At 61.5% G+C, this 16,539-nt stretch carries 21 protein-coding genes; 11 read left to right on the plus strand and 10 right to left on the minus strand.

The window, feature by feature from the left end:
* Positions 1-161: 161 nt before the first annotated feature.
* From AB6O04_RS12185 to AB6O04_RS12195, 3 genes are all read right to left on the minus strand, one after another.
* A complete protein-coding gene (locus AB6O04_RS12185; protein WP_368564236.1) occupies positions 162-839 on the minus strand; it encodes a type 1 glutamine amidotransferase domain-containing protein in 678 nt (225 codons plus the stop codon).
* Positions 840-1,076: 237 nt separating this feature from the next.
* Positions 1,077-1,982 carry a phosphogluconate dehydrogenase (NAD(+)-dependent, decarboxylating) gene (gene gnd / locus AB6O04_RS12190; RefSeq protein WP_368564237.1) on the minus strand — a complete coding sequence of 302 codons (906 nt, stop codon included), beginning with the start codon at positions 1,980-1,982 and terminating at the stop codon, positions 1,077-1,079.
* Positions 1,983-2,032: 50 nt separating this feature from the next.
* A complete protein-coding gene (locus tag AB6O04_RS12195; RefSeq protein WP_368564239.1) occupies positions 2,033-2,737 on the minus strand; it encodes an alpha/beta fold hydrolase in 705 nt (234 codons plus the stop codon).
* A gap of 173 nt (positions 2,738-2,910) precedes the next feature.
* On the opposite strand from AB6O04_RS12195, the gene AB6O04_RS12200 reads away from it, so the two are divergent.
* Together AB6O04_RS12200 and AB6O04_RS12205 are read left to right on the plus strand one after the other, a co-directional pair.
* Positions 2,911-3,795, plus strand: coding sequence for a TIGR01777 family oxidoreductase (locus AB6O04_RS12200; RefSeq protein ID WP_368564240.1), 885 nt, complete (start codon positions 2,911-2,913; stop codon positions 3,793-3,795).
* A 378-nt stretch (positions 3,796-4,173) separates the two neighbouring features.
* On the plus strand, positions 4,174-5,034 hold the full coding sequence (locus tag AB6O04_RS12205; protein ID WP_368564241.1) for an SDR family oxidoreductase: 861 nt from the start codon (positions 4,174-4,176) through the stop codon (positions 5,032-5,034).
* Positions 5,035-5,172: 138 nt separating this feature from the next.
* On the opposite strand, the gene AB6O04_RS12210 is transcribed toward AB6O04_RS12205, so the two are convergent.
* Both AB6O04_RS12210 and AB6O04_RS12215 read right to left on the minus strand, forming a co-directional pair.
* Complete coding sequence (locus AB6O04_RS12210; protein ID WP_368564242.1) at positions 5,173-5,574, minus strand: low affinity iron permease family protein; 402 nt, start codon at positions 5,572-5,574, stop codon at positions 5,173-5,175.
* 106 nt (positions 5,575-5,680) lie between these two features.
* Positions 5,681-6,295 (minus strand): DUF892 family protein, encoded by a 615-nt coding sequence (locus AB6O04_RS12215; protein ID WP_368564244.1) that lies wholly within the window; start codon positions 6,293-6,295, stop codon positions 5,681-5,683.
* Positions 6,296-6,465: 170 nt separating this feature from the next.
* On the opposite strand from AB6O04_RS12215, the gene AB6O04_RS12220 reads away from it, so the two are divergent.
* From AB6O04_RS12220 to AB6O04_RS12240, 5 genes are all read left to right on the plus strand, one after another.
* Positions 6,466-6,852: an MmcQ/YjbR family DNA-binding protein gene (locus tag AB6O04_RS12220; RefSeq protein ID WP_368564246.1), complete on the plus strand. Its 387-nt coding sequence runs from the start codon at positions 6,466-6,468 to the stop codon at positions 6,850-6,852.
* Between the two features lie 433 nt (positions 6,853-7,285).
* Positions 7,286-7,708, plus strand: a complete 423-nt coding sequence (locus AB6O04_RS12225) for a YciI family protein (protein ID WP_368564247.1) — start codon at positions 7,286-7,288, stop codon at positions 7,706-7,708.
* A 62-nt stretch (positions 7,709-7,770) separates the two neighbouring features.
* Positions 7,771-8,184, plus strand: a complete 414-nt coding sequence (locus tag AB6O04_RS12230; protein WP_368564249.1) for a VOC family protein — start codon at positions 7,771-7,773, stop codon at positions 8,182-8,184.
* Between the two features lie 100 nt (positions 8,185-8,284).
* Entirely contained in the window at positions 8,285-8,704 is a 420-nt protein-coding gene (locus tag AB6O04_RS12235; protein WP_368564250.1) for a YciI family protein, read from the plus strand.
* Between the two features lie 142 nt (positions 8,705-8,846).
* Positions 8,847-10,121, plus strand: coding sequence for an RNA polymerase sigma factor (locus tag AB6O04_RS12240; RefSeq protein WP_368564251.1), 1,275 nt, complete (start codon positions 8,847-8,849; stop codon positions 10,119-10,121).
* A 387-nt stretch (positions 10,122-10,508) separates the two neighbouring features.
* On the opposite strand, the gene AB6O04_RS12245 is transcribed toward AB6O04_RS12240, so the two are convergent.
* On the minus strand, positions 10,509-11,024 hold the full coding sequence (locus AB6O04_RS12245; protein WP_368564252.1) for a DUF1993 family protein: 516 nt from the start codon (positions 11,022-11,024) through the stop codon (positions 10,509-10,511).
* A 318-nt stretch (positions 11,025-11,342) separates the two neighbouring features.
* Between AB6O04_RS12245 and AB6O04_RS12250 the strand changes: the two genes are divergently transcribed.
* On the plus strand, positions 11,343-11,876 hold the full coding sequence (locus AB6O04_RS12250; protein ID WP_368564253.1) for an outer membrane beta-barrel protein: 534 nt from the start codon (positions 11,343-11,345) through the stop codon (positions 11,874-11,876).
* A gap of 281 nt (positions 11,877-12,157) precedes the next feature.
* A complete protein-coding gene (locus tag AB6O04_RS12255; protein WP_368564254.1) occupies positions 12,158-12,676 on the plus strand; it encodes an adenine phosphoribosyltransferase in 519 nt (172 codons plus the stop codon).
* A 119-nt stretch (positions 12,677-12,795) separates the two neighbouring features.
* Here the strand turns inward: AB6O04_RS12255 and AB6O04_RS12260 are convergent, their stop codons facing one another.
* Together AB6O04_RS12260 and AB6O04_RS12265 are read right to left on the minus strand one after the other, a co-directional pair.
* Positions 12,796-13,014: a hypothetical protein gene (locus AB6O04_RS12260; RefSeq protein WP_368564256.1), complete on the minus strand. Its 219-nt coding sequence runs from the start codon at positions 13,012-13,014 to the stop codon at positions 12,796-12,798.
* A 282-nt stretch (positions 13,015-13,296) separates the two neighbouring features.
* Positions 13,297-13,722, minus strand: a complete 426-nt coding sequence (locus tag AB6O04_RS12265; protein WP_368564257.1) for a thioesterase family protein — start codon at positions 13,720-13,722, stop codon at positions 13,297-13,299.
* Positions 13,723-13,987: 265 nt separating this feature from the next.
* On the opposite strand from AB6O04_RS12265, the gene AB6O04_RS12270 reads away from it, so the two are divergent.
* Positions 13,988-14,881: an endonuclease/exonuclease/phosphatase family protein gene (locus AB6O04_RS12270; protein WP_368564258.1), complete on the plus strand. Its 894-nt coding sequence runs from the start codon at positions 13,988-13,990 to the stop codon at positions 14,879-14,881.
* 208 nt (positions 14,882-15,089) lie between these two features.
* Here AB6O04_RS12270 and AB6O04_RS12275 read toward each other — a convergent pair whose 3' ends face one another.
* A complete protein-coding gene (locus AB6O04_RS12275) occupies positions 15,090-15,461 on the minus strand; it encodes a glycine zipper 2TM domain-containing protein (protein WP_368564259.1) in 372 nt (123 codons plus the stop codon).
* Between the two features lie 313 nt (positions 15,462-15,774).
* On the opposite strand from AB6O04_RS12275, the gene AB6O04_RS12280 reads away from it, so the two are divergent.
* A complete protein-coding gene (locus AB6O04_RS12280; protein ID WP_368564260.1) occupies positions 15,775-16,251 on the plus strand; it encodes a VOC family protein in 477 nt (158 codons plus the stop codon).
* Positions 16,252-16,308: 57 nt separating this feature from the next.
* Here the strand turns inward: AB6O04_RS12280 and AB6O04_RS12285 are convergent, their stop codons facing one another.
* The gene (locus AB6O04_RS12285) at positions 16,309-16,518 is read right to left on the minus strand and encodes a hypothetical protein (RefSeq protein ID WP_368564262.1); all 210 of its coding nucleotides are present in this window, start codon (positions 16,516-16,518) and stop codon (positions 16,309-16,311) included.
* Positions 16,519-16,539: the final 21 nt, after the last annotated feature.

Genomic DNA, 16,539 nt, shown 5'->3' on the forward strand with positions numbered 1-16,539 from the left:
CATCGCGACTCACGTCGCTCCTACAAGGGTTGATCCGCGCTCCTCGTAGAGCCGAGCTTGCTCGGCTGAATGCTTCCGAAGATCCGTAAGCCTTATTGCCATTGGCTGTGGGCTATCGCGGGGCGCAGCTCCGCTCTACATTGTGATCCTGGATACGTGGATCATTTCAACAACGCCAACACCGCATGCGCGGCAGCTTCTGACGATGCGGGGTTCTGCCCGGTCACCAGATAACCATCAGTGACCACATGGCTCTGCCAATCCGCGCCACGGGTGTATTGGCCGCCATTAGCCTTCAGCACGTCCTCCAACGAGAACGGCACGACATCGGTCAGGCCTACCGCCGCTTCCTCGCTATTGCTGAAGCCGGTTACCCGCTTGTCCTTCACCAGGGACTCGCCAAGCGCTCCCTTGGCGTGGCGAAGCGCCGCCGGACCATGGCAGACGGCAGCCACCGGCTTGCCGGCGGCGAATGTATTTTCGATCAGCCGAATCGAATGTTCGTCCTCGCTCAAATCCCACATTGGCCCATGGCCGCCGGGATAGAACACCGCGCCCACGTCTTCATCGATCACATCGGCCAGCTTGCGCGTTTGCGCCAACGCTGCAATGGCATCGGCATCGCCGTTGAAGCGCACGGTGGCTGCGGTCTGTGCGTCGGGGGCGTCGCTCTTGGGGTCCAGTGGCGGCTGTCCGCCTTTGGGCGATGCCAGCACGATCTGCGCACCGGCATCCTTGAATACGTAGTACGGCGCAGCGAACTCTTCCAGCCAAAAGCCTGTTTTCTTGCCGCTGTCGCCCAAGCGGTCGTGCGACGTCAATACCATCATGATCTTCATGCATCGGCTCCTGCGTGGGACGCGGAATCTAGCAGGCTGGCTGCTAAATTTCGGTGATATGTCTGCATTCAAAGTCTGTCGTTCGCCATCCGGTCGCGCTGCGGCGCGTTCTTTGATTGCGCGCCCTGAACAACTATCGGGGCGCGGAGCGGCGTCCCGCCGCGAGCTCTTCCCCCAGATCGCGATAGAAGCGAAGAGCTCGCGCCGGGACGGCGCTCCTACAAGAGCAATGGTTTCTTAATCCGTCTTGATGCGGTGCCCGCCGAATTCATTGCGCATGGCCGCCAGCAGCTTGTCGGCAAAGGAATCGTCGTCGCGTGAGCGCAGACGTTCCAGCAGCGACAGGGTGATGACCGGTGCGGCGACGTTGAGGTCGATGGCCTCGGCCACGGTCCAGCGGCCTTCACCGGAATCCTCGACGTAGGGCGCGATGCCCGCCATCGTGGGATTTTTCTTCAATGCATCCGCGGTCAGATCCAGCAGCCACGAACGCACCACGCTGCCGTCGCGCCAGATATCGGCGATCTGGTGCAGGTCCAGGCCGAACTCGGTCTTGTGCTGCAGGATGGCGAAGCCTTCGGCGTAGGCCTGCATCATTCCGTACTCAATGCCGTTGTGGACCATCTTGCTGAAGTGACCGGCACCGCTGGGCCCTACCCGCCCCCAGCCCTTGTCCTTGGCAGGCGCCAAGGTCGCGAAGATCGGCTGCAGGCGCTCCACGGTGGCGGCTTCTCCACCAATCATCAAACTGTAGCCTTCCGCCAATCCCCACACGCCGCCGCTGGTGCCGCAATCAACATAGTGGATGCCGTTTTCCGTCAGTTGAGCGGCGCGCCGCGTCGTGTCTTTGTAGAACGAATTTCCGCCGTCGATCACAGTGTCGCCAGGCGACAGCAGCGGCACTAATGCCGCCAAGGTTTGGTCGACGATGGTGCCCGCGGGCACCATCATCCAGAGCACGCGCGGTGCCGGCAGCGCACCCACCAGCTCCGCCAGCGAAGCCGCAGGATGAATGCCGCGCGATGCGGCCGCCTCGCGCGCGGGCCCACCCGGATCGTAACCGGCGACGCGGTGCCCACCTTTCGCCAGGCGCTCCGCCATGTTGGCGCCCATACGTCCCAGTCCGATCATTCCCAATTCCATACCTAGATCCTCACTGTTGAATGCGATATCGCCGCGCGTCGACTGGCTTCTTAATCAGTCAACCAATCGCGCAGCATGGCTGTGGTTTCCTGCGGCAGTTCCATCGCCGGCAAGTGGCCGCACTGGCGGAACACATGCAGACGGGCGTTTGGGATCGCGGCATGCAGAATGCGCGATTCCTCCGGCGGCGTCATTCTGTCGTCATCGCCCACCGCGATCACCGTCGGTTGATCGATGGCGGGCAATAACGGCAACGAATCCGGCCGCTCAAGGATGGCACGCTGCTGGCGAATGAAGGCTTCACGGCCGACACGCGCCGCCATGGTCATCACCTCCTCGCCAATGGGCAAGCCGACCCGGCTTTCATGGATCAGTTGCGGCAGCAGCTTGTTGGTGACGCCGGCAAAGCGGCCGCGTTCGGCCAGCGCCAACCCGGCACGCCGCACGGCCGCCCGTTTGGGTTCGTCCTGGCGAGCACTGGTGTCCAACAGCGCGAGCCGCATTACGCGTTCTGGCGCCTGCCGCAATATCTCGAACGCCACGTACCCGCCCATCGACAATCCCGCCAGCGCGAATCGTGGCGGCGCGGTGGCCAATGTGCGCGTCGCCATCGCTGAAACGCTGTCATCGAGGGTCAGATCCGGCACCTGGATAGCGGCGATTCCCTCCAGCCCCACGATCTGGTCTCGCCACAGCCGTCCATCGCACAGCAGTCCTGGCAGCAACAACAACGGAATACGGTCATCCGGTGTCATGCGGGACTGCTGAAAACGGTGCGTATTCTGATCATGGAAAAATGCCATTGGCGCCGGCGGATTGGCGCAAGTTTAATAGCCGGTAACCCGAATCGCCGAACACGGTCTGTTCCACAAGCAGGACACGGTGTGAGGCGTACACTGCCGCTCCCTCGGCAAGACGCATCCATCCAATGCATGTGCTGATCACCGGCGGCTCCGGCTTCATTGGGCGGGCGCTATGCCAGCGGCTTTTGCAGGTCGGCCACACGCTCAGCGTGGTGACGCGTCACCGGGAACGCACCGCAGCGCTGCTACCGGCGGTGCGTGTGCTGGGCGACATCAGCGAGGCGTTCGATGTGGAAGCGGTCGTCAATCTGGCCGGGGAACCCTTGATGGAAGGCCGCTGGAATGCGCGGCGCAAGCAGTTGATCCGTGAGTCTCGGCTGGGGACCACCCAGCGCCTGGTGGCCTGGATGGCCACGCAACTGGTTCGGCCCCGCGTGCTGGTTTCCGGTTCCGCTGTCGGCTACTACGGTCCGCGCGACGACACGCCGTTGGATGAATCCGCCGCCGCCGGCGACGACTTCGCTTCCCACCTGTGCCGCGATTGGGAGACCGAAGCACTCGAGGCCGAAGCCCTCGGGGTGCGGGTTTGCCGCCTGCGTACCGGCATTGTCCTGGGCCCTGACGGTGGCGCGCTGGCCAAGCTGCTGCTGCCCTTCAAGTTGGGTTTGGGCGGCCCCATCGGCGATGGCCGGCAATGGTTGAGCTGGGTGCACCGCGCGGATCTGGTTTGCCTGATCGAATGGCTGTTGGAAAACGACGCCGCCGGGGGCGCCTACAACGGCACTGCTCCGGAACCGGTCACCCAACGCGAATTCGCCCGTACGCTGGGACGTGTGCTGCATCGCCCGGCAAAGCTGCCCACGCCGGCTTTCGCGATGAAGCTGATGTTCGGAGAGATGTCGAAACTGTTGCTGACCGGACAACGCGTGCTTCCGACGCATGCTTCCACGGAAGGTTTCAAGTTCCAATATCCCGAACTCGAAGGTGCGCTGGAGAATCTGTTGAGTTGATGGTGGTAGCTGTTCGTAGAATCGAGATCCCATGTTGGCGGGCAACCCGACATGGCGACGGCATCGACATAGCCAACCTTGTGGGAGCGACGTGAGTCGCGACCGGAAACAACAACGTCGCGACTCACGTCGCTCCCACAAGGAATTCATCCGTGCTTTCGTGGAGCCGAGCTGCGCCCCTCGATAGACCCGAGCCGGTAGCAATATGGCCGATGTTCTTAGCACCTCGTGACTTCTGTAGAGCGGAGCTCGCTCCGCTCCACGCGGTATACGATTGCAGACGGTTTCCCGCGAGGGCCGCGGCTTCATCCAGTGAGCACGTATGCATAACGCTTGAAGCCTTACTTTTTCCGGATGCGACCGCTGATGGAGCGAGACATGGCAAGCAAGAAACCCGTCAATCCGCCGCAGAAACAGGAGCGGCAACCCGGCCGGCAGAAGTTGATGCATCCGGAACCGGTCACCATTCGCGATGATTATCGTGGCAGCGGAAAACTGCAGGACAAAGTCGCGCTGATTACCGGCGGCGACAGCGGCATCGGCCGCGCGGTGGCGGTGCATTTCGCCCGCGAGGGTGCGAAGGTCGCCATCGCCTATCTTTCGGAAGACACGGATGCGGCGGAAACACAGCGACTGGTGGAAGCCGAAGGCGCAGTTTGCCTCACGGTACGCACCGATCTTTCATCGGCCGCCAACTGCCGCAAGCTGGTGGAAAAGGTGGCGGCGAAGCTAGGCGCCTTGGACGTGCTGGTCAATAACCACGCCCAGCAATACCCAGTCGAAGAAGCGGAGGAACTCACCCCCGCTCGCGTGCGCAAGACTTTCGAGAACAACCTGTTTTCGTTCTTCTATCTGACCGATGCCGCGCTTGAACATCTGCCAAAAGGTGGATGCATCATCAATACCGGCTCGGTCACCGGCGCGCGCGGACATCGCACGTTGCTGGATTACGCCTCCACCAAGGGCGCCATCCACGCCATGACGTTCTCGTTGGCGCAGTCCTTGGCCGAGCGCGGAATCCGCGTGAATGCGGTGGCACCTGGTCCCATCTGGACACCGCTGATTCCGGCATCATTCGACAGCAAGCAAGTGGCGGAATTCGGATCCGATACGCTGCTGAAACGCCCAGGGCAGCCGGCCGAAGTCGCGCCGGCCTATGTGTTTCTTGCCAGTCAGGATGGCAGCTTCATCACCGGTCAGCTGATACACATCAATGGCGGCGGGTATATCTCGGCGTAGGGCGGGCCCGGGCCCGCCATTGCCATCTCAACGCGTGCACAGACAACTATCGAAAGCGCGTTGCGTGTTGCATGTCGGCCCCATTGGTTGTCGTCGTGTGTTCATGCATGGCAATGGTGGGCCGGGGCCCACCCTACGTCATCTAGATGTTTGCGGCGCGTTCTTTTTCCCATTTTTGGCCCGGCGCGCGATCTCTTCGTAATGCCGGCGGAGTTCGTTGAGATCCGTTTCCTCCATATCCTCCAGGTCCAGCAACTGATTGTTGGCACGGCGGGTGACATGGATCAGCTCGTCCAGCTTGATATGCATCGCCTCGGTGTCTCGATTCTGCGTGTTCTGGATCAGGAACACCATCAGGAACGTCACGATGGTGGTGCCGGTATTGATCACCAACTGCCAGGTATTGCTGAATCCGAACAGCGGTCCACTGATAGCCCATGCCACCACGGTCAACACGGCCAACGAGAAGCACAGCGGCCGCCCGGTGAAGCTGGAGGCGGCTTTTGCCATACGGGTAAAAGCGTTCGGCGAGGTGGACATGACGCAGCTCCTTTTGTGGAATGGCGACTGACTAGGAATTCGAAGCGCAACGTGAAGACAGCGCCCGTAGGCGCTGTCGTTTCGTTGGCCGCGATGCTCCGCGCATTTACATCATGCGCTCGCGTGCCTGTTCGGCGCGAGCGGCCTCCATCTTTGATTCGACGTTCTTGATCTCTTCCGGTGGCGGCAGCATCGCGGGGAAGCCCAGCGACTGTATCCACAGTTCGCGCGTCCAACCGGTGGTGTGGTACAGGTGATGGTCTTCGTCCTTTTCCACAGCCTCGTAGGCGGACTTCAGCACCTTGGCCGAGTCGGTATTGGAGTGGTTGGCGACATGGCCGATCAACTCCCAGTTAAGGTGATCCTTGGTTTCCGCCAGCACCACGCACTCGCCCGCGACCAGTTCGGCGGCGGCTGCATCCGCGTTCTCACGTGCCATCTGCATGGCCATGACCAGGGACTCGCCCAGATGGGCGACCACTTGGCGGCCAGGGCTGGTCATCTCGGTATCGATCTCCAACAGTTCGAAGACGCGCGTCAGCACTTCTTCGTGCTTGCGCGTTTCCTGCAGGTATTCGTTCCATTCCTTTTTTAGGTCAGGATTCACCGCGCATTGGATGGCGTTCTCGTAAATCTTGATGCCGCCGCGCTCGGTCTCCAATGCCTGCAGCAGCAATTCACGGACCTGCGTTGCGTCGTACTCTTGCGCTTTTCTAGCCATCGTTTTGTCCTTTTGGCGAAGTTGCAATTACCTTGCGCGTGGCAGCGTTCAACAGTGGTGAAGCGGCGGTTAACCTCGCCATCACGGCGTTTCGAATGCGCGTGCTGTCAAGCAGTGGTTATCTTTGTCGCCGGCGAGCAACGGCTCGCGCCGACGGTTACGATGCCACCATGAATACGGAACAACTCAAGGATTTCTGCCAGCGTCTGCCGGGTGCGGAAGCGGTGCTGCATGGACCGCCCGCCAACATCCTGACGTATGCGGTGGGTGGCAAGCGCTTCGCCCACTTCAAGACCAGCCAGCCCGAACGTTGGCGTTTCAGTATCAAGGTCACGCCGGAGCGCTTTGTGGAACTGACGGATGTCCCTGGCATCAAGCCGGCACGCTGGCTGGGACGTTACCGCTGGATCACGATCGTTGACGTGGCCAGCGTGCCTACCGCCTATTTGTCCGAACTGGTCCGCTGGTCCTACGATCACGCATTGGCTACGCTCAGCAAGGCGCGCCGGGCGGAAGCGTTGAAGGCCTCGGCGCCGCAACATCACACCGTCCGCTGACAAGCGCACGGGATCAGGTAGGAGCGCCTCGCCTTTGTAGGAGCGCCGTCTCGGCGCGAGCTCTCCGCTTCTATCCCGATCTGACAGAAAGAGCTCGCGGCGGGACGCCGCTCCGCGCCCCGATTGCCCCTTAGTACGCGCGATCAAGAACGCGCCGCAGCGCGTCCGGGTGGCGAACAGACGGCTTCGATTGCTCTTGGCTTCTATCCCAATCTGACGGGAGAGCTCGCGGCGGGACGCCGCTCCCACAACCGCGAACACGGTCTGCGGTTCGCTTGGGAACGTATGGATTCGTGCCGGAACCGGGCCATGAAAAATCTCTTCCGCCCTGTCGATTTCCTCGTCCCCGGTTCGTCGTACGGGTAAGAGCACGCTTTCGGCCGCTATTCCAGGCCGGTACGCGCTTGAACTCCATTTACCAAGAGCACAGCCCATGCGATTCATGATCCTGCTGAAGTCCGACGTCACGGCCGAGGCCGGTGCGGCACCGGACAAGACGTTGCTGGCGGAGATGTGCCACTACCACCAGGCCCTGGCGAAAGCCGGCGTGCTGCTGGCGGCCGAAGGGCTGCACCCCAGCGTCCACGGCGCGCGCGTCCGCTTCAATGGCCATCAGCGTACGGTGACCGAAGGACCCTTCACCGATAGCCAGACACTGATTGCCGGATTCTGGCTGATCCAGGCCAAGTCTCGCGAAGAGGCCATCGAATGGGTGAAGCGTTGCCCGAACACCGGCGATGCCGAAAGGGAAATCGAAATCCGCCAGGTATTCGAGGCGGCCGATTTCTGCGACGCATTCACGTCCGAACCGATGGAACCGGAACTTCTACGCACGCGGTCCGGCACTTCGCATTGACCCGCTCTGCCAACACGTCATCCATCCAAGCGGCACTCGGACACACTTCCAAGAGAGCAATGATGATCATCAATCCATACCTGATATTCGATGGCCGCTGCGAAGAGGCCTTCAAGTTCTACGCGCAGCGCCTGGGTGGCGCATTGGAAATGATGATGCCGTTCGGTGACTCCCCGGCATGCGACTCCATTCCAGTGGACCATCGCGACAAGATCATGCATGCCCGACTGGTGGTGAATGGACAGGCGCTGATGGCGTCCGACAATCATCCGGATTACCCCTACGAGGGTGTCAAGGGTTGCTCGATTTCGTTGAACGTGGACAGCATTGCCGAGGCTGATCGTATTTTCGTCGGGTTATCCGACGGCGGCAACGTGCAGATGCCGCTGGAGAAGACGTTCTGGGCCGCCCGTTTCGGTATGTTGACCGACCGCTTCGGCGTGCCGTGGATGATCAACTGCGAGCACGACCGGTGAACGCGGGTTATTCAAAGATCAGAGCGATGCCGGAGAACGAGCTATTCATTGGCACCGCGAAAATTGCTGCAAAGCCACTGTGATCAGGAGGAAAACCACCATGCGATTCATGATGCTGATGCTCCCCAAGGGCTACGAAAGCGCCGCGCCGGGCACCATGCCCGAGGCCGACGCCGTGGCCGCGATGATGAAATACAACGAGGAGCTGCAGAAAGCCGGCGTGCTGATCGCGCTGGATGGCCTGCACCCGCCATCGATGGGCGCCCGTGTGTCGTTCGAAGGCGGTAAACCGAAGGTAACGGACGGTCCCTTCGCGGAGGCCAAGGAAGTGCTGGGTGGCTACTGGATGATCCGGGTTAACTCCCGCGAGGAAGCCATCGAATGGGCCAAGCGATGCCCAGGGTCCGACAACGAAACCATCGAAATCCGGCAGGTGATGGAGTTCGAGGACTTCCCCGTCGATGTGCAGCAGGCGGTCGGGGACGATTTCCGCCAGATGCAGGGCACGACCGCCCGCTGAGCGCCGGCCCCCCTGAATAGGTCATACCGCGATGCTCTCACCCACCACTTTCGACACCGCCTCCTCTGACGCTGGCTATCTGGCCGGCACTGGGCCGGGCCAGCCACTTCCTTCCTCCGCGCCCTCGTGGTTTGATGCGCGGATGACTGATTCGGCCACGCACCGCGCCATCGATGCTGTCTGGCGCATCGAATCCGCCCGTCTGATCGCCGGCCTGGCGCGCATGGTCCGCGGCGACGTGGGCCTGGCGGAAGAACTGGCACAGGACGCGCTGGTCGCCGCGCTGGAAACCTGGCCCGACAACGGCGTACCCGACAATCCCGGCGCATGGCTGATGGCGACTGCCAAGCGCCGCGCCATCGACCGCCTTCGCCGGCATACGCTGCAAGCGCGCAAGCACGAGGAAATCGCGCGCGAACTGGAAGAAGTGCAGGCCGACACCGCGCTGGCGCCGGAAGCGGCGGCCGACGACGATATCGGCGACGACCTGCTGCGGCTGGTCTTCGTCGCCTGCCATCCTGTGTTGTCGATGGAGGCACGGGTGGCATTGACGCTGCGCCTGCTGGGCGGCCTAACCACCGATGAGATCGCGCGGGCGTTCCTGGTGCCGGAACCGACCGTGGCGCAGCGCATCGTCCGCGCCAAACGCACCCTGGCCGACGCGCAGGTGCCCTTCGAAGTGCCGCGCAAGGAGGAGTTGGCCGAGCGCCTGACCGCCGTGCTGGGCGTGGTCTACCTGATCTTCAACGAAGGCTATTCAGCTACCGCCGGCGACGACTGGATGCGTCCGGCGCTGTGCGAAGAAGCTCTGCGCCTGGGCCGCGTGCTGGCCGAGCTGACGCCTGCCGAGCCGGAAGTGCACGGGCTGGTGGCGCTGATGGAAATCCAGGCCTCGCGGGCGGCCGCGCGTACAGGGCCTTCCGGAGAACCGGTGCTGCTGCTGGAACAGGATCGCGCGCGCTGGGACCAACTGTTGATCCACCGAGGCTTGGCGGCACTGGAACGTGCGGAAAAGCTGGGTGGTGCGTTCGGTCCCTATGCCTTGCAGGCCGCTATCGCCGCCTGCCATGCGCGTGCGCGCACCGCGGAAGCAACGGATTGGACGCGCATCGCCGCGCTGTACGAAGCGTTGTCGCAGCTGACCCCATCGCCGGTGGTGGAGTTGAACCGCGCAGTGGCACTGTCGATGGCATTCGGCCCTGCGACTGGATTGCAGCTAGTGGACCAATTGACTGGTGAAACCAGCCTGCAGCGCTATCACCTGCTGCCTAGTGTGCGCGGCGACTTGCTCTACAAGCTGGGCCGAATGGAAGAAGCCCGCGAAGAGTTCCTCCGCGCTGCAACACTGACCCGCAACGAACGCGAAAAAACCCTATTGCAGGAGCGCGCCGCAGCGTGCGCGGCGAACGTCAACTGACGTAGAGCGGAGCTTGCTCCGCTGCTTTTGCTTCATGCACGTGGAACGAAGAGCAGCCGAGCAAGCTCGGCTCTACGAGAAGCGCCTTACGTGGTTATTCGCTATCCCCTACCGTTGCGACGGCCATATTGCTACTAACTCGGCACCATCGCGAGGCGCAGGTCCGCTCTACGTAGAGCGGAGCTTGCTCCGCTGCTTTTGCTTCATGCACGTGGAACGAAGAGCAGCCGAGCAAGCTCGGCTCTACGACGAGCGCGGATAGCTATGTCGGCACCATCGTCATGAAGGATTGACAGCCAACATAGGATCTCGGCTCTACGAGTCCCCAAGGAACGGGAAACCAGCTCCGCTATCTTGATTGAACTTCGGCCAACATCGACCTCCCGCTCAATTACCGCTCAGATAATCCGGCTTGCCCAACGGCACGCCGTTGTGGCGCAGGATGGCGTACGTGGTGGTGACGTGGAAATACACGTTGGGTGCGGCAAAGCCGAGCAGGTAGCCGCGGCCGTCGAACTCCAGGTCGCCACGGTTGCGGGTCGGCACTTTAATTGCGCGGCCTTCGCTGCCGTCGATCTGTTCCGGCGTGAATGTACCCAGGTATTCGATGGCCCGATCAAGTCTTGCGTACAGCTCGGCGTACTCGTTCTCGTTGTCTTCGAAGCGCAATGCTTCCACGCCAGCCAAACGCGCGGCGGCATTCTTGGCCAGATCGGTAGCGATCTGCACCTGCCGCAGCAGCGGCAACATGTCCGGGTACAGCCGTGCTTGCAGCAGCACACCCGCATCGTAACCCTGTGCTTCTGCGTGCGTTTCGCTCTTTTTCAGTATGTGCTTCAGGCTGCGCAGCGCCCGCACGAACACGGGGACAGACGCTTGGTACATCGAGATCGAATCGCTCATGGGCTTGGGTTCGCAAGGAAAGTGGGCTCAGCTTAGCCGCACTGGGCGCGTTCGATTAGATGGCTGTGGCGGGAGAAACTATCCCGAATAACGCACTGTCGCTCCGGCGCCGAGACGCCTTGTCTTCATCAAACGGAAAACGCCATGACGCGCGTTCCACTGATAGGAAGCTGCGTCGCTGCTTTCCCCATTTGATCCGCGCAAGCCGTTCCCATCTTGGTACCACGACGATGGCCGTCCAAGCATTTCGCCGGGGCCCATCGTCAATTGCATCGCCGCTCCCTCCCCCTTGCGCGGTGCCTATAGGAGTCATGACGCATGAAGAAGAACAAGATACTGGTCCATACCCTTTCAGCCGTATTGTTCGGCGCCGCCGCGTTCGGTGCGCAAGCTCAGGAAAACAAGGGCTTCTACGCCGGCGCCGGCGTTGGCCAGTCCTACGTTGATGAAGCGACATACGATGACGAAGACACTGCTTTTTCGGTGTTCGGCGGTTATCAGTTCAACAAGTACTTTGGCCTGGAAGCCGGCTACGTGGATTTTGGCAAGCTGGAATCCGACGGTGTAGGCCGCGACCTGGAAGCCAATTCTGCCTACTTGACCGCTGTGGGTAGCGTGCCTTTTACCGATAAATTTTCCGGATACGCCAAGGCCGGCTTCCAGCGTTGGGACCTGGACACACCCATCGCCGCCACCGGTACCCGGGACGACACCGGCACCGATCCCACGTACGGCGTAGGCGTGCAGTACCAGTTCACCGACGCCTTCGCCTTGCGCGGCGAATACAGCCGGTTCGAAGTGGAAGATGCGGATCTTGACTTGGCACAGGTGCAGGTCCGCTACAACTTCTAAGAACCTTAAGACGCAGGAAGTGTATGGAAAGCCGCCAAAGAGATTCGGCGGCTTTCCTGTTTGGTATCAATAAGAATCCGTCGTCCCGACGCAGGCTGAGAGAGCGGCTTTTAAGCGCCGCATAGCGGGTCATCCGGCGACTTCATCAGCTCGCTACTATCTGGACTGCACGGCACTGGGTCCCGGCCTGCGCCGGGATGACGATAAATCATCTGTCCCGGCAACTCGCTGACGCAAAAACGATTTAGGATCATCGCAACGACCCATACAACGCACTCACCATGGCCGACTGGCACACCCTGATCCGCGACGTACCCGACTTTCCCAGACCGGGCATCCTCTTCAAGGACATTACTCCCTTGCTGGCCGACGCTGACGGTTTCGCTGCCGCGATCGATGCCATGGCCGCACCTTGGCGAGGCATTCGGCTGGATGCGGTGGTGGGCGTCGAATCGCGGGGTTTCATCCTGGGTGCGGCGTTGGCACATGCGCTGGGCACCGGCTTCGTGCCCGCACGCAAACCCGGCAAACTGCCGGCACGCACGCTGGCGCTCGAGTATGCGTTGGAATACGGCAGCGACCGTCTCGAAATCCACGCCGACGCGCTACCCGCCAATGCGCGAGTGATCGTCGTCGACGACGTACTGGCGACCGGCGGCACGCTGAGGACCGCCCTGGCATTGACGCGCGCGCAAGGCGCCCAGGTATTGGGCGCCGTGGTGCTGGTGGAACTGGGGTTCCTCAGCGCGCGCGAGCGCTGGGATGACCCGGCACCGCTGGTCGCGTCAGTGGCGTACTAACGTCAATATGCCCGCGGACATAATCGAATGGGCATGGGACTCGAATAGCGCAACACGCACACGGCGGGCAGAATCACGGCATGTCGCCGCCACGCGCCCCCGTATTGGTTATCGCGATCTCAGTCGCGCACCAACGTGACATAGGCGCCGGTGGGAACGACTTGGAACGTCTCCATATCCACACGACGGACCCGACTGCCGTCTTCGAGCGCGTAGATCGGTGCGATATCGCGGTCGTTTGCCCCGTTCTGCTTCGCGCCTTCCGTCGGTCCGCGAAACACATTGATCTTGCAACGGTTTCCCGCTTCGTCCTGGGCGAAGAAGCAATATGTGCTCATGACTTTCCTCCTGTGCCGAGTCCGCGTGAGCCTACGCCTGCCGATGTTAAGCAGGCCGTAGCGAAACCTTAAATTTATTAGTGGCCTGATAGTGGAGCATCGCACCGCGATAGCCCGCTTCTCGTAGAGCGGAGCTTGCTCCGCTGCTTTTGGGCCTCACCCGCATCGAAGAGCAGCCGAGCGAGCTCGGCTCTACAAAAGCACGGATCAATTCCGCGTCCCGTAGAACTGAGCAGCCTTGGGCTACCGCAGGGCAGGGCTTCGTCGCAGGCCGGAGACCGGTTATCGGGTATATCGTGTTTCCAGCCGGGACATGAACTTCGCCACATCGATCAGCGCGCGCCGATGCAGCCCGCCGCCGATCACGCCGGCATCATCACTGGCTTCCACTGCGAACGTGAGCATGCGTGCTTCGACAGCGATCAGTTCAACCTTGGCCTTGACTTGGCGGCCAGCGGCAGTCGGCGCATCGTGCGACATCGCGATCTCGGTGCCAACGCTGTGCTGCCCGGGAAGATAGTACGGGCGCAGCAGCTCGATACAGGTTTGCTCTATGAAGCCCACCAACATGGCCGTGGCGAATACTGGCGGCATATCCGCAAAGCCCGGCCATCCGGATCCTACCGAAGGCACCAAGTGGCGCGTTTCCACCGTCATCGCCGCCTCATGCGTCAGACCTACTGCAAGCTTGCTCAATGCACTGGACATGGTAACCCTCTCGCCTGTCGCGACTAACGATGGAAGCGTAGCGCAGCCGATTAGCTCAGCGCCGTTAGCCATTCGTCTATGCTTGGTGCAATGGCGAATCGCCTGCGGCCGCTCGCCAGACCCCGGGAAATCCCGCGCACCCACGGGTGCTTGCTCTTACCGAGCCATGGAATCGCATTCACTTACTGAGAGCCCAGCCGCAGACACAATCCCGCAATCGGCCGACGACTACACTGCTCGTCCGAACACAAACAAAGATTCGTCGATGTCCTTGCTCCGTTCACTGCTACTGGCCTTCTTCCTGATCGCTACGCCCTTCTCCGCTTCGTCCGCGGAGACGCAAACGCTGCGCGTAATGTCGTTCAACGTACGGCTACCGGCCCAAAGCGATGGTCCCGACTACTGGGAACTACGCCGCGAACAGGTAGTACGGATGCTGCACGAACAGGACGCCGACGTAATCGGCACACAGGAACTGTTTGCCGAGCAAGGCGAGTATCTGGCTGCGCAGATGCCGGAATATGCTTGGTTCGGGCGCGGCCGTGAGGACAATGGCGGCGGTGAGCACATGGGCGTGTTCTATCGCCGCGACCGCCTGCGGGTGATCGAATCCGGGGATTTCTGGCTGTCCGACACGCCGGAAATACCAGGCAGCATCACGTGGGGCCATCCGCACCCACGCATGGTTACCTGGGCGTTGTTCGAAACACTGGCGGATGGACGACGATTCTATCTGCTCAACACTCACCTGCCGTATCGCGGCGAAGACGAGGATGCGCGCCTGCGTGGCTCACAAGCGATTGCACGGCGGCTACGCACGTTGCCGGACGATGTGCCGGTGGTGCTGACCGGCGACTTCAACACTACGCCCAATAGCCCGGCCTATGCGGAGTTCAAGGGGATTCTTCATGATGCCTGGACTGCCGCAGCGCAGCGCAAAGGGCCGGAAGGCACCTTCCATGGCTTTACCGGTCAGCCGCAAAAGCGGATCGACTGGATTCTCGTCCGCGGCTTGGAGGTGGCGCGGATGCGTGTCGTGGACAGCCAGGAGAATGGTCGATACCCATCGGATCATTTTCCATTGGTGGTCGAGTTGAGTTGGCCGGTGGCTGCTGGACGGCTCGGCAAGAATTCTGCTGTCGAGCGAGCGCGGCGTTAGAGCACCTCGTATCGACTCTTTTGATAGCGCACTCGGAAAACTGGAAGTACCTCCAATCGCTCTCGTAGTAACTCGGTCGTCATCCCGGCGTACGCCGGGACCCAGTGCCTTTTCCTCTGGACGGCGGAAGTCGCTGGGTCCCGGCGTACGCCGGGATGACGAGCCGCGAAGATATCCGGCAGTATCTATCGGACCGTGCAATCCGCCATCAGCGCCATACCCGTTCGCATTGACGCTCGACAATACGTTCGCCACGATCTTCCTGGCGGTTGCCTTGCACGTTGCGGCCTATCGCGCCGCCGGCGATGGCGCCGCCCACGGTGGCCGCTTTGCGACCGGAGCCGCTGCCGACCTGGTTCCCCAACAAGCCGCCGATCACTGCGCCGGTTGCGGTGCCGGCGATGCGGTTGGGGTCTTTTGTGCCGCGTTGCACTTCCACGTCCTTGCAGACCACTCGGCTGCCATCTTCAAAGCGGCGGCCTTCGTCCTCCGGGCCATATACGCGATCGCTGGATTGCGCGGCGGCGGCGCCAGCCGCCATTAGCGTGCTTAGGCATAGGAATGTACGGATCGCCTTCATGATGCGTCCTCCGTTTGTGGGACGCGTCGATTATCCGTGCACGTTGCGAATGCCCGGTGAAACACGGTGGCCGGGTATGACGCCGGGCTGAAGATTTATCTTTGGTATAGGAGAATCAAAATGGTAATCCTTCCTTGTGGGAGCGACGTGAGTCGCGACGTTGATGTCTCCGGTCGCGACTCACGTCGCTCCCACACGGTGAAGTTCCCAAGCCCGCTCGCTGTTCTTCTGCATTTTTTTACAAGACGCCATCGCTCTTCTGTCCGACACTTTCCGCGTCCGGTGAAGCCAATGCCGCCAGCAGGAGAAATCAATGAAGCAGAATTCCATTACCAATACAGTCCACGAGGTCTTCCCCTATCTACGCGTACGCGATGCCGCGCGGGCTATCGATTATTACCGCGATGTATTCGGAGCCGAACTGCGGTTGCGGCTGGATGAGAAAGGCACCGGCCGCATTGGCCATGCCGAACTTGTCATTGGCCCGGCCGTGGTGATGGTGTCCGATGAGTATCCGGAGTGCGGCATCCTGGGGCCGCAGTCGCTCGGCGGCACCAGCACAAGCGTGCACCTGCACGTGGACGATGCGGATGCACTGCTGGCGCGGGCGGTCGACGCAGGTGGCACGCTGTTGCGGCCGGCCAGCGATGCTTTCTATGGAGAGCGCTCAGGCACGGTGCGCGATCCTTTCGGCCATGAGTGGTTGATCGGCCACAGCATTGAAGAGGTCTCAGCGCAGGAGATGCAGCGGCGTTACGACGCATTGATGGATGCGGCGACGACCGACTAAGTCTTAAGCGCTGGCACTTCGGGAACTGGACACCCTGCCGAATTCGACGGCCATTGCTCAGCGAATATTTGCGGCATGCACGCTATCCGCGTCGCGGGCGGATTCGATCAGGGCGTTACAGCGTTCGCAGGCCGCAGTGATCTTCGCAAGATTATGAAGCACCACATCGGTGGCTCCCCTTCGACTCGCGCGTTCGGCCATGTCTCTGGCCAACGAAATGACGTTAAGTTCGTTCTTGACGTCGTGGAGCAGCCCCAGAGTATCCATCCCGACCATCCTCTTCGGCGG

The organism is Pseudoxanthomonas sp. UTMC 1351 (assembly GCF_040948865.1).
Taxonomy (GTDB): Bacteria; Pseudomonadota; Gammaproteobacteria; order Xanthomonadales; family Xanthomonadaceae; genus Pseudoxanthomonas_A.

Coding starts and splice junctions, on each gene's coding strand:
- AB6O04_RS12185 (WP_368564236.1), bottom strand. CDS start 839: ATGAAGATCATGATGGTATTGACGTCGCACGACCGCTTGGGCGACAGC.
- gnd (WP_368564237.1), bottom strand. CDS start 1,982: ATGGAATTGGGAATGATCGGACTGGGACGTATGGGCGCCAACATGGCG.
- AB6O04_RS12195 (WP_368564239.1), bottom strand. CDS start 2,737: ATGACACCGGATGACCGTATTCCGTTGTTGTTGCTGCCAGGACTGCTG.
- AB6O04_RS12200 (WP_368564240.1), top strand. CDS start 2,911: ATGCATGTGCTGATCACCGGCGGCTCCGGCTTCATTGGGCGGGCGCTA.
- AB6O04_RS12205 (WP_368564241.1), top strand. CDS start 4,174: ATGGCAAGCAAGAAACCCGTCAATCCGCCGCAGAAACAGGAGCGGCAA.
- AB6O04_RS12210 (WP_368564242.1), bottom strand. CDS start 5,574: ATGTCCACCTCGCCGAACGCTTTTACCCGTATGGCAAAAGCCGCCTCC.
- AB6O04_RS12215 (WP_368564244.1), bottom strand. CDS start 6,295: ATGGCTAGAAAAGCGCAAGAGTACGACGCAACGCAGGTCCGTGAATTG.
- AB6O04_RS12220 (WP_368564246.1), top strand. CDS start 6,466: ATGAATACGGAACAACTCAAGGATTTCTGCCAGCGTCTGCCGGGTGCG.
- AB6O04_RS12225 (WP_368564247.1), top strand. CDS start 7,286: ATGCGATTCATGATCCTGCTGAAGTCCGACGTCACGGCCGAGGCCGGT.
- AB6O04_RS12230 (WP_368564249.1), top strand. CDS start 7,771: ATGATCATCAATCCATACCTGATATTCGATGGCCGCTGCGAAGAGGCC.
- AB6O04_RS12235 (WP_368564250.1), top strand. CDS start 8,285: ATGCGATTCATGATGCTGATGCTCCCCAAGGGCTACGAAAGCGCCGCG.
- AB6O04_RS12240 (WP_368564251.1), top strand. CDS start 8,847: ATGACTGATTCGGCCACGCACCGCGCCATCGATGCTGTCTGGCGCATC.
- AB6O04_RS12245 (WP_368564252.1), bottom strand. CDS start 11,024: ATGAGCGATTCGATCTCGATGTACCAAGCGTCTGTCCCCGTGTTCGTG.
- AB6O04_RS12250 (WP_368564253.1), top strand. CDS start 11,343: ATGAAGAAGAACAAGATACTGGTCCATACCCTTTCAGCCGTATTGTTC.
- AB6O04_RS12255 (WP_368564254.1), top strand. CDS start 12,158: ATGGCCGACTGGCACACCCTGATCCGCGACGTACCCGACTTTCCCAGA.
- AB6O04_RS12260 (WP_368564256.1), bottom strand. CDS start 13,014: ATGAGCACATATTGCTTCTTCGCCCAGGACGAAGCGGGAAACCGTTGC.
- AB6O04_RS12265 (WP_368564257.1), bottom strand. CDS start 13,722: ATGTCCAGTGCATTGAGCAAGCTTGCAGTAGGTCTGACGCATGAGGCG.
- AB6O04_RS12270 (WP_368564258.1), top strand. CDS start 13,988: ATGTCCTTGCTCCGTTCACTGCTACTGGCCTTCTTCCTGATCGCTACG.
- AB6O04_RS12275 (WP_368564259.1), bottom strand. CDS start 15,461: ATGAAGGCGATCCGTACATTCCTATGCCTAAGCACGCTAATGGCGGCT.
- AB6O04_RS12280 (WP_368564260.1), top strand. CDS start 15,775: ATGAAGCAGAATTCCATTACCAATACAGTCCACGAGGTCTTCCCCTAT.
- AB6O04_RS12285 (WP_368564262.1), bottom strand. CDS start 16,518: ATGGATACTCTGGGGCTGCTCCACGACGTCAAGAACGAACTTAACGTC.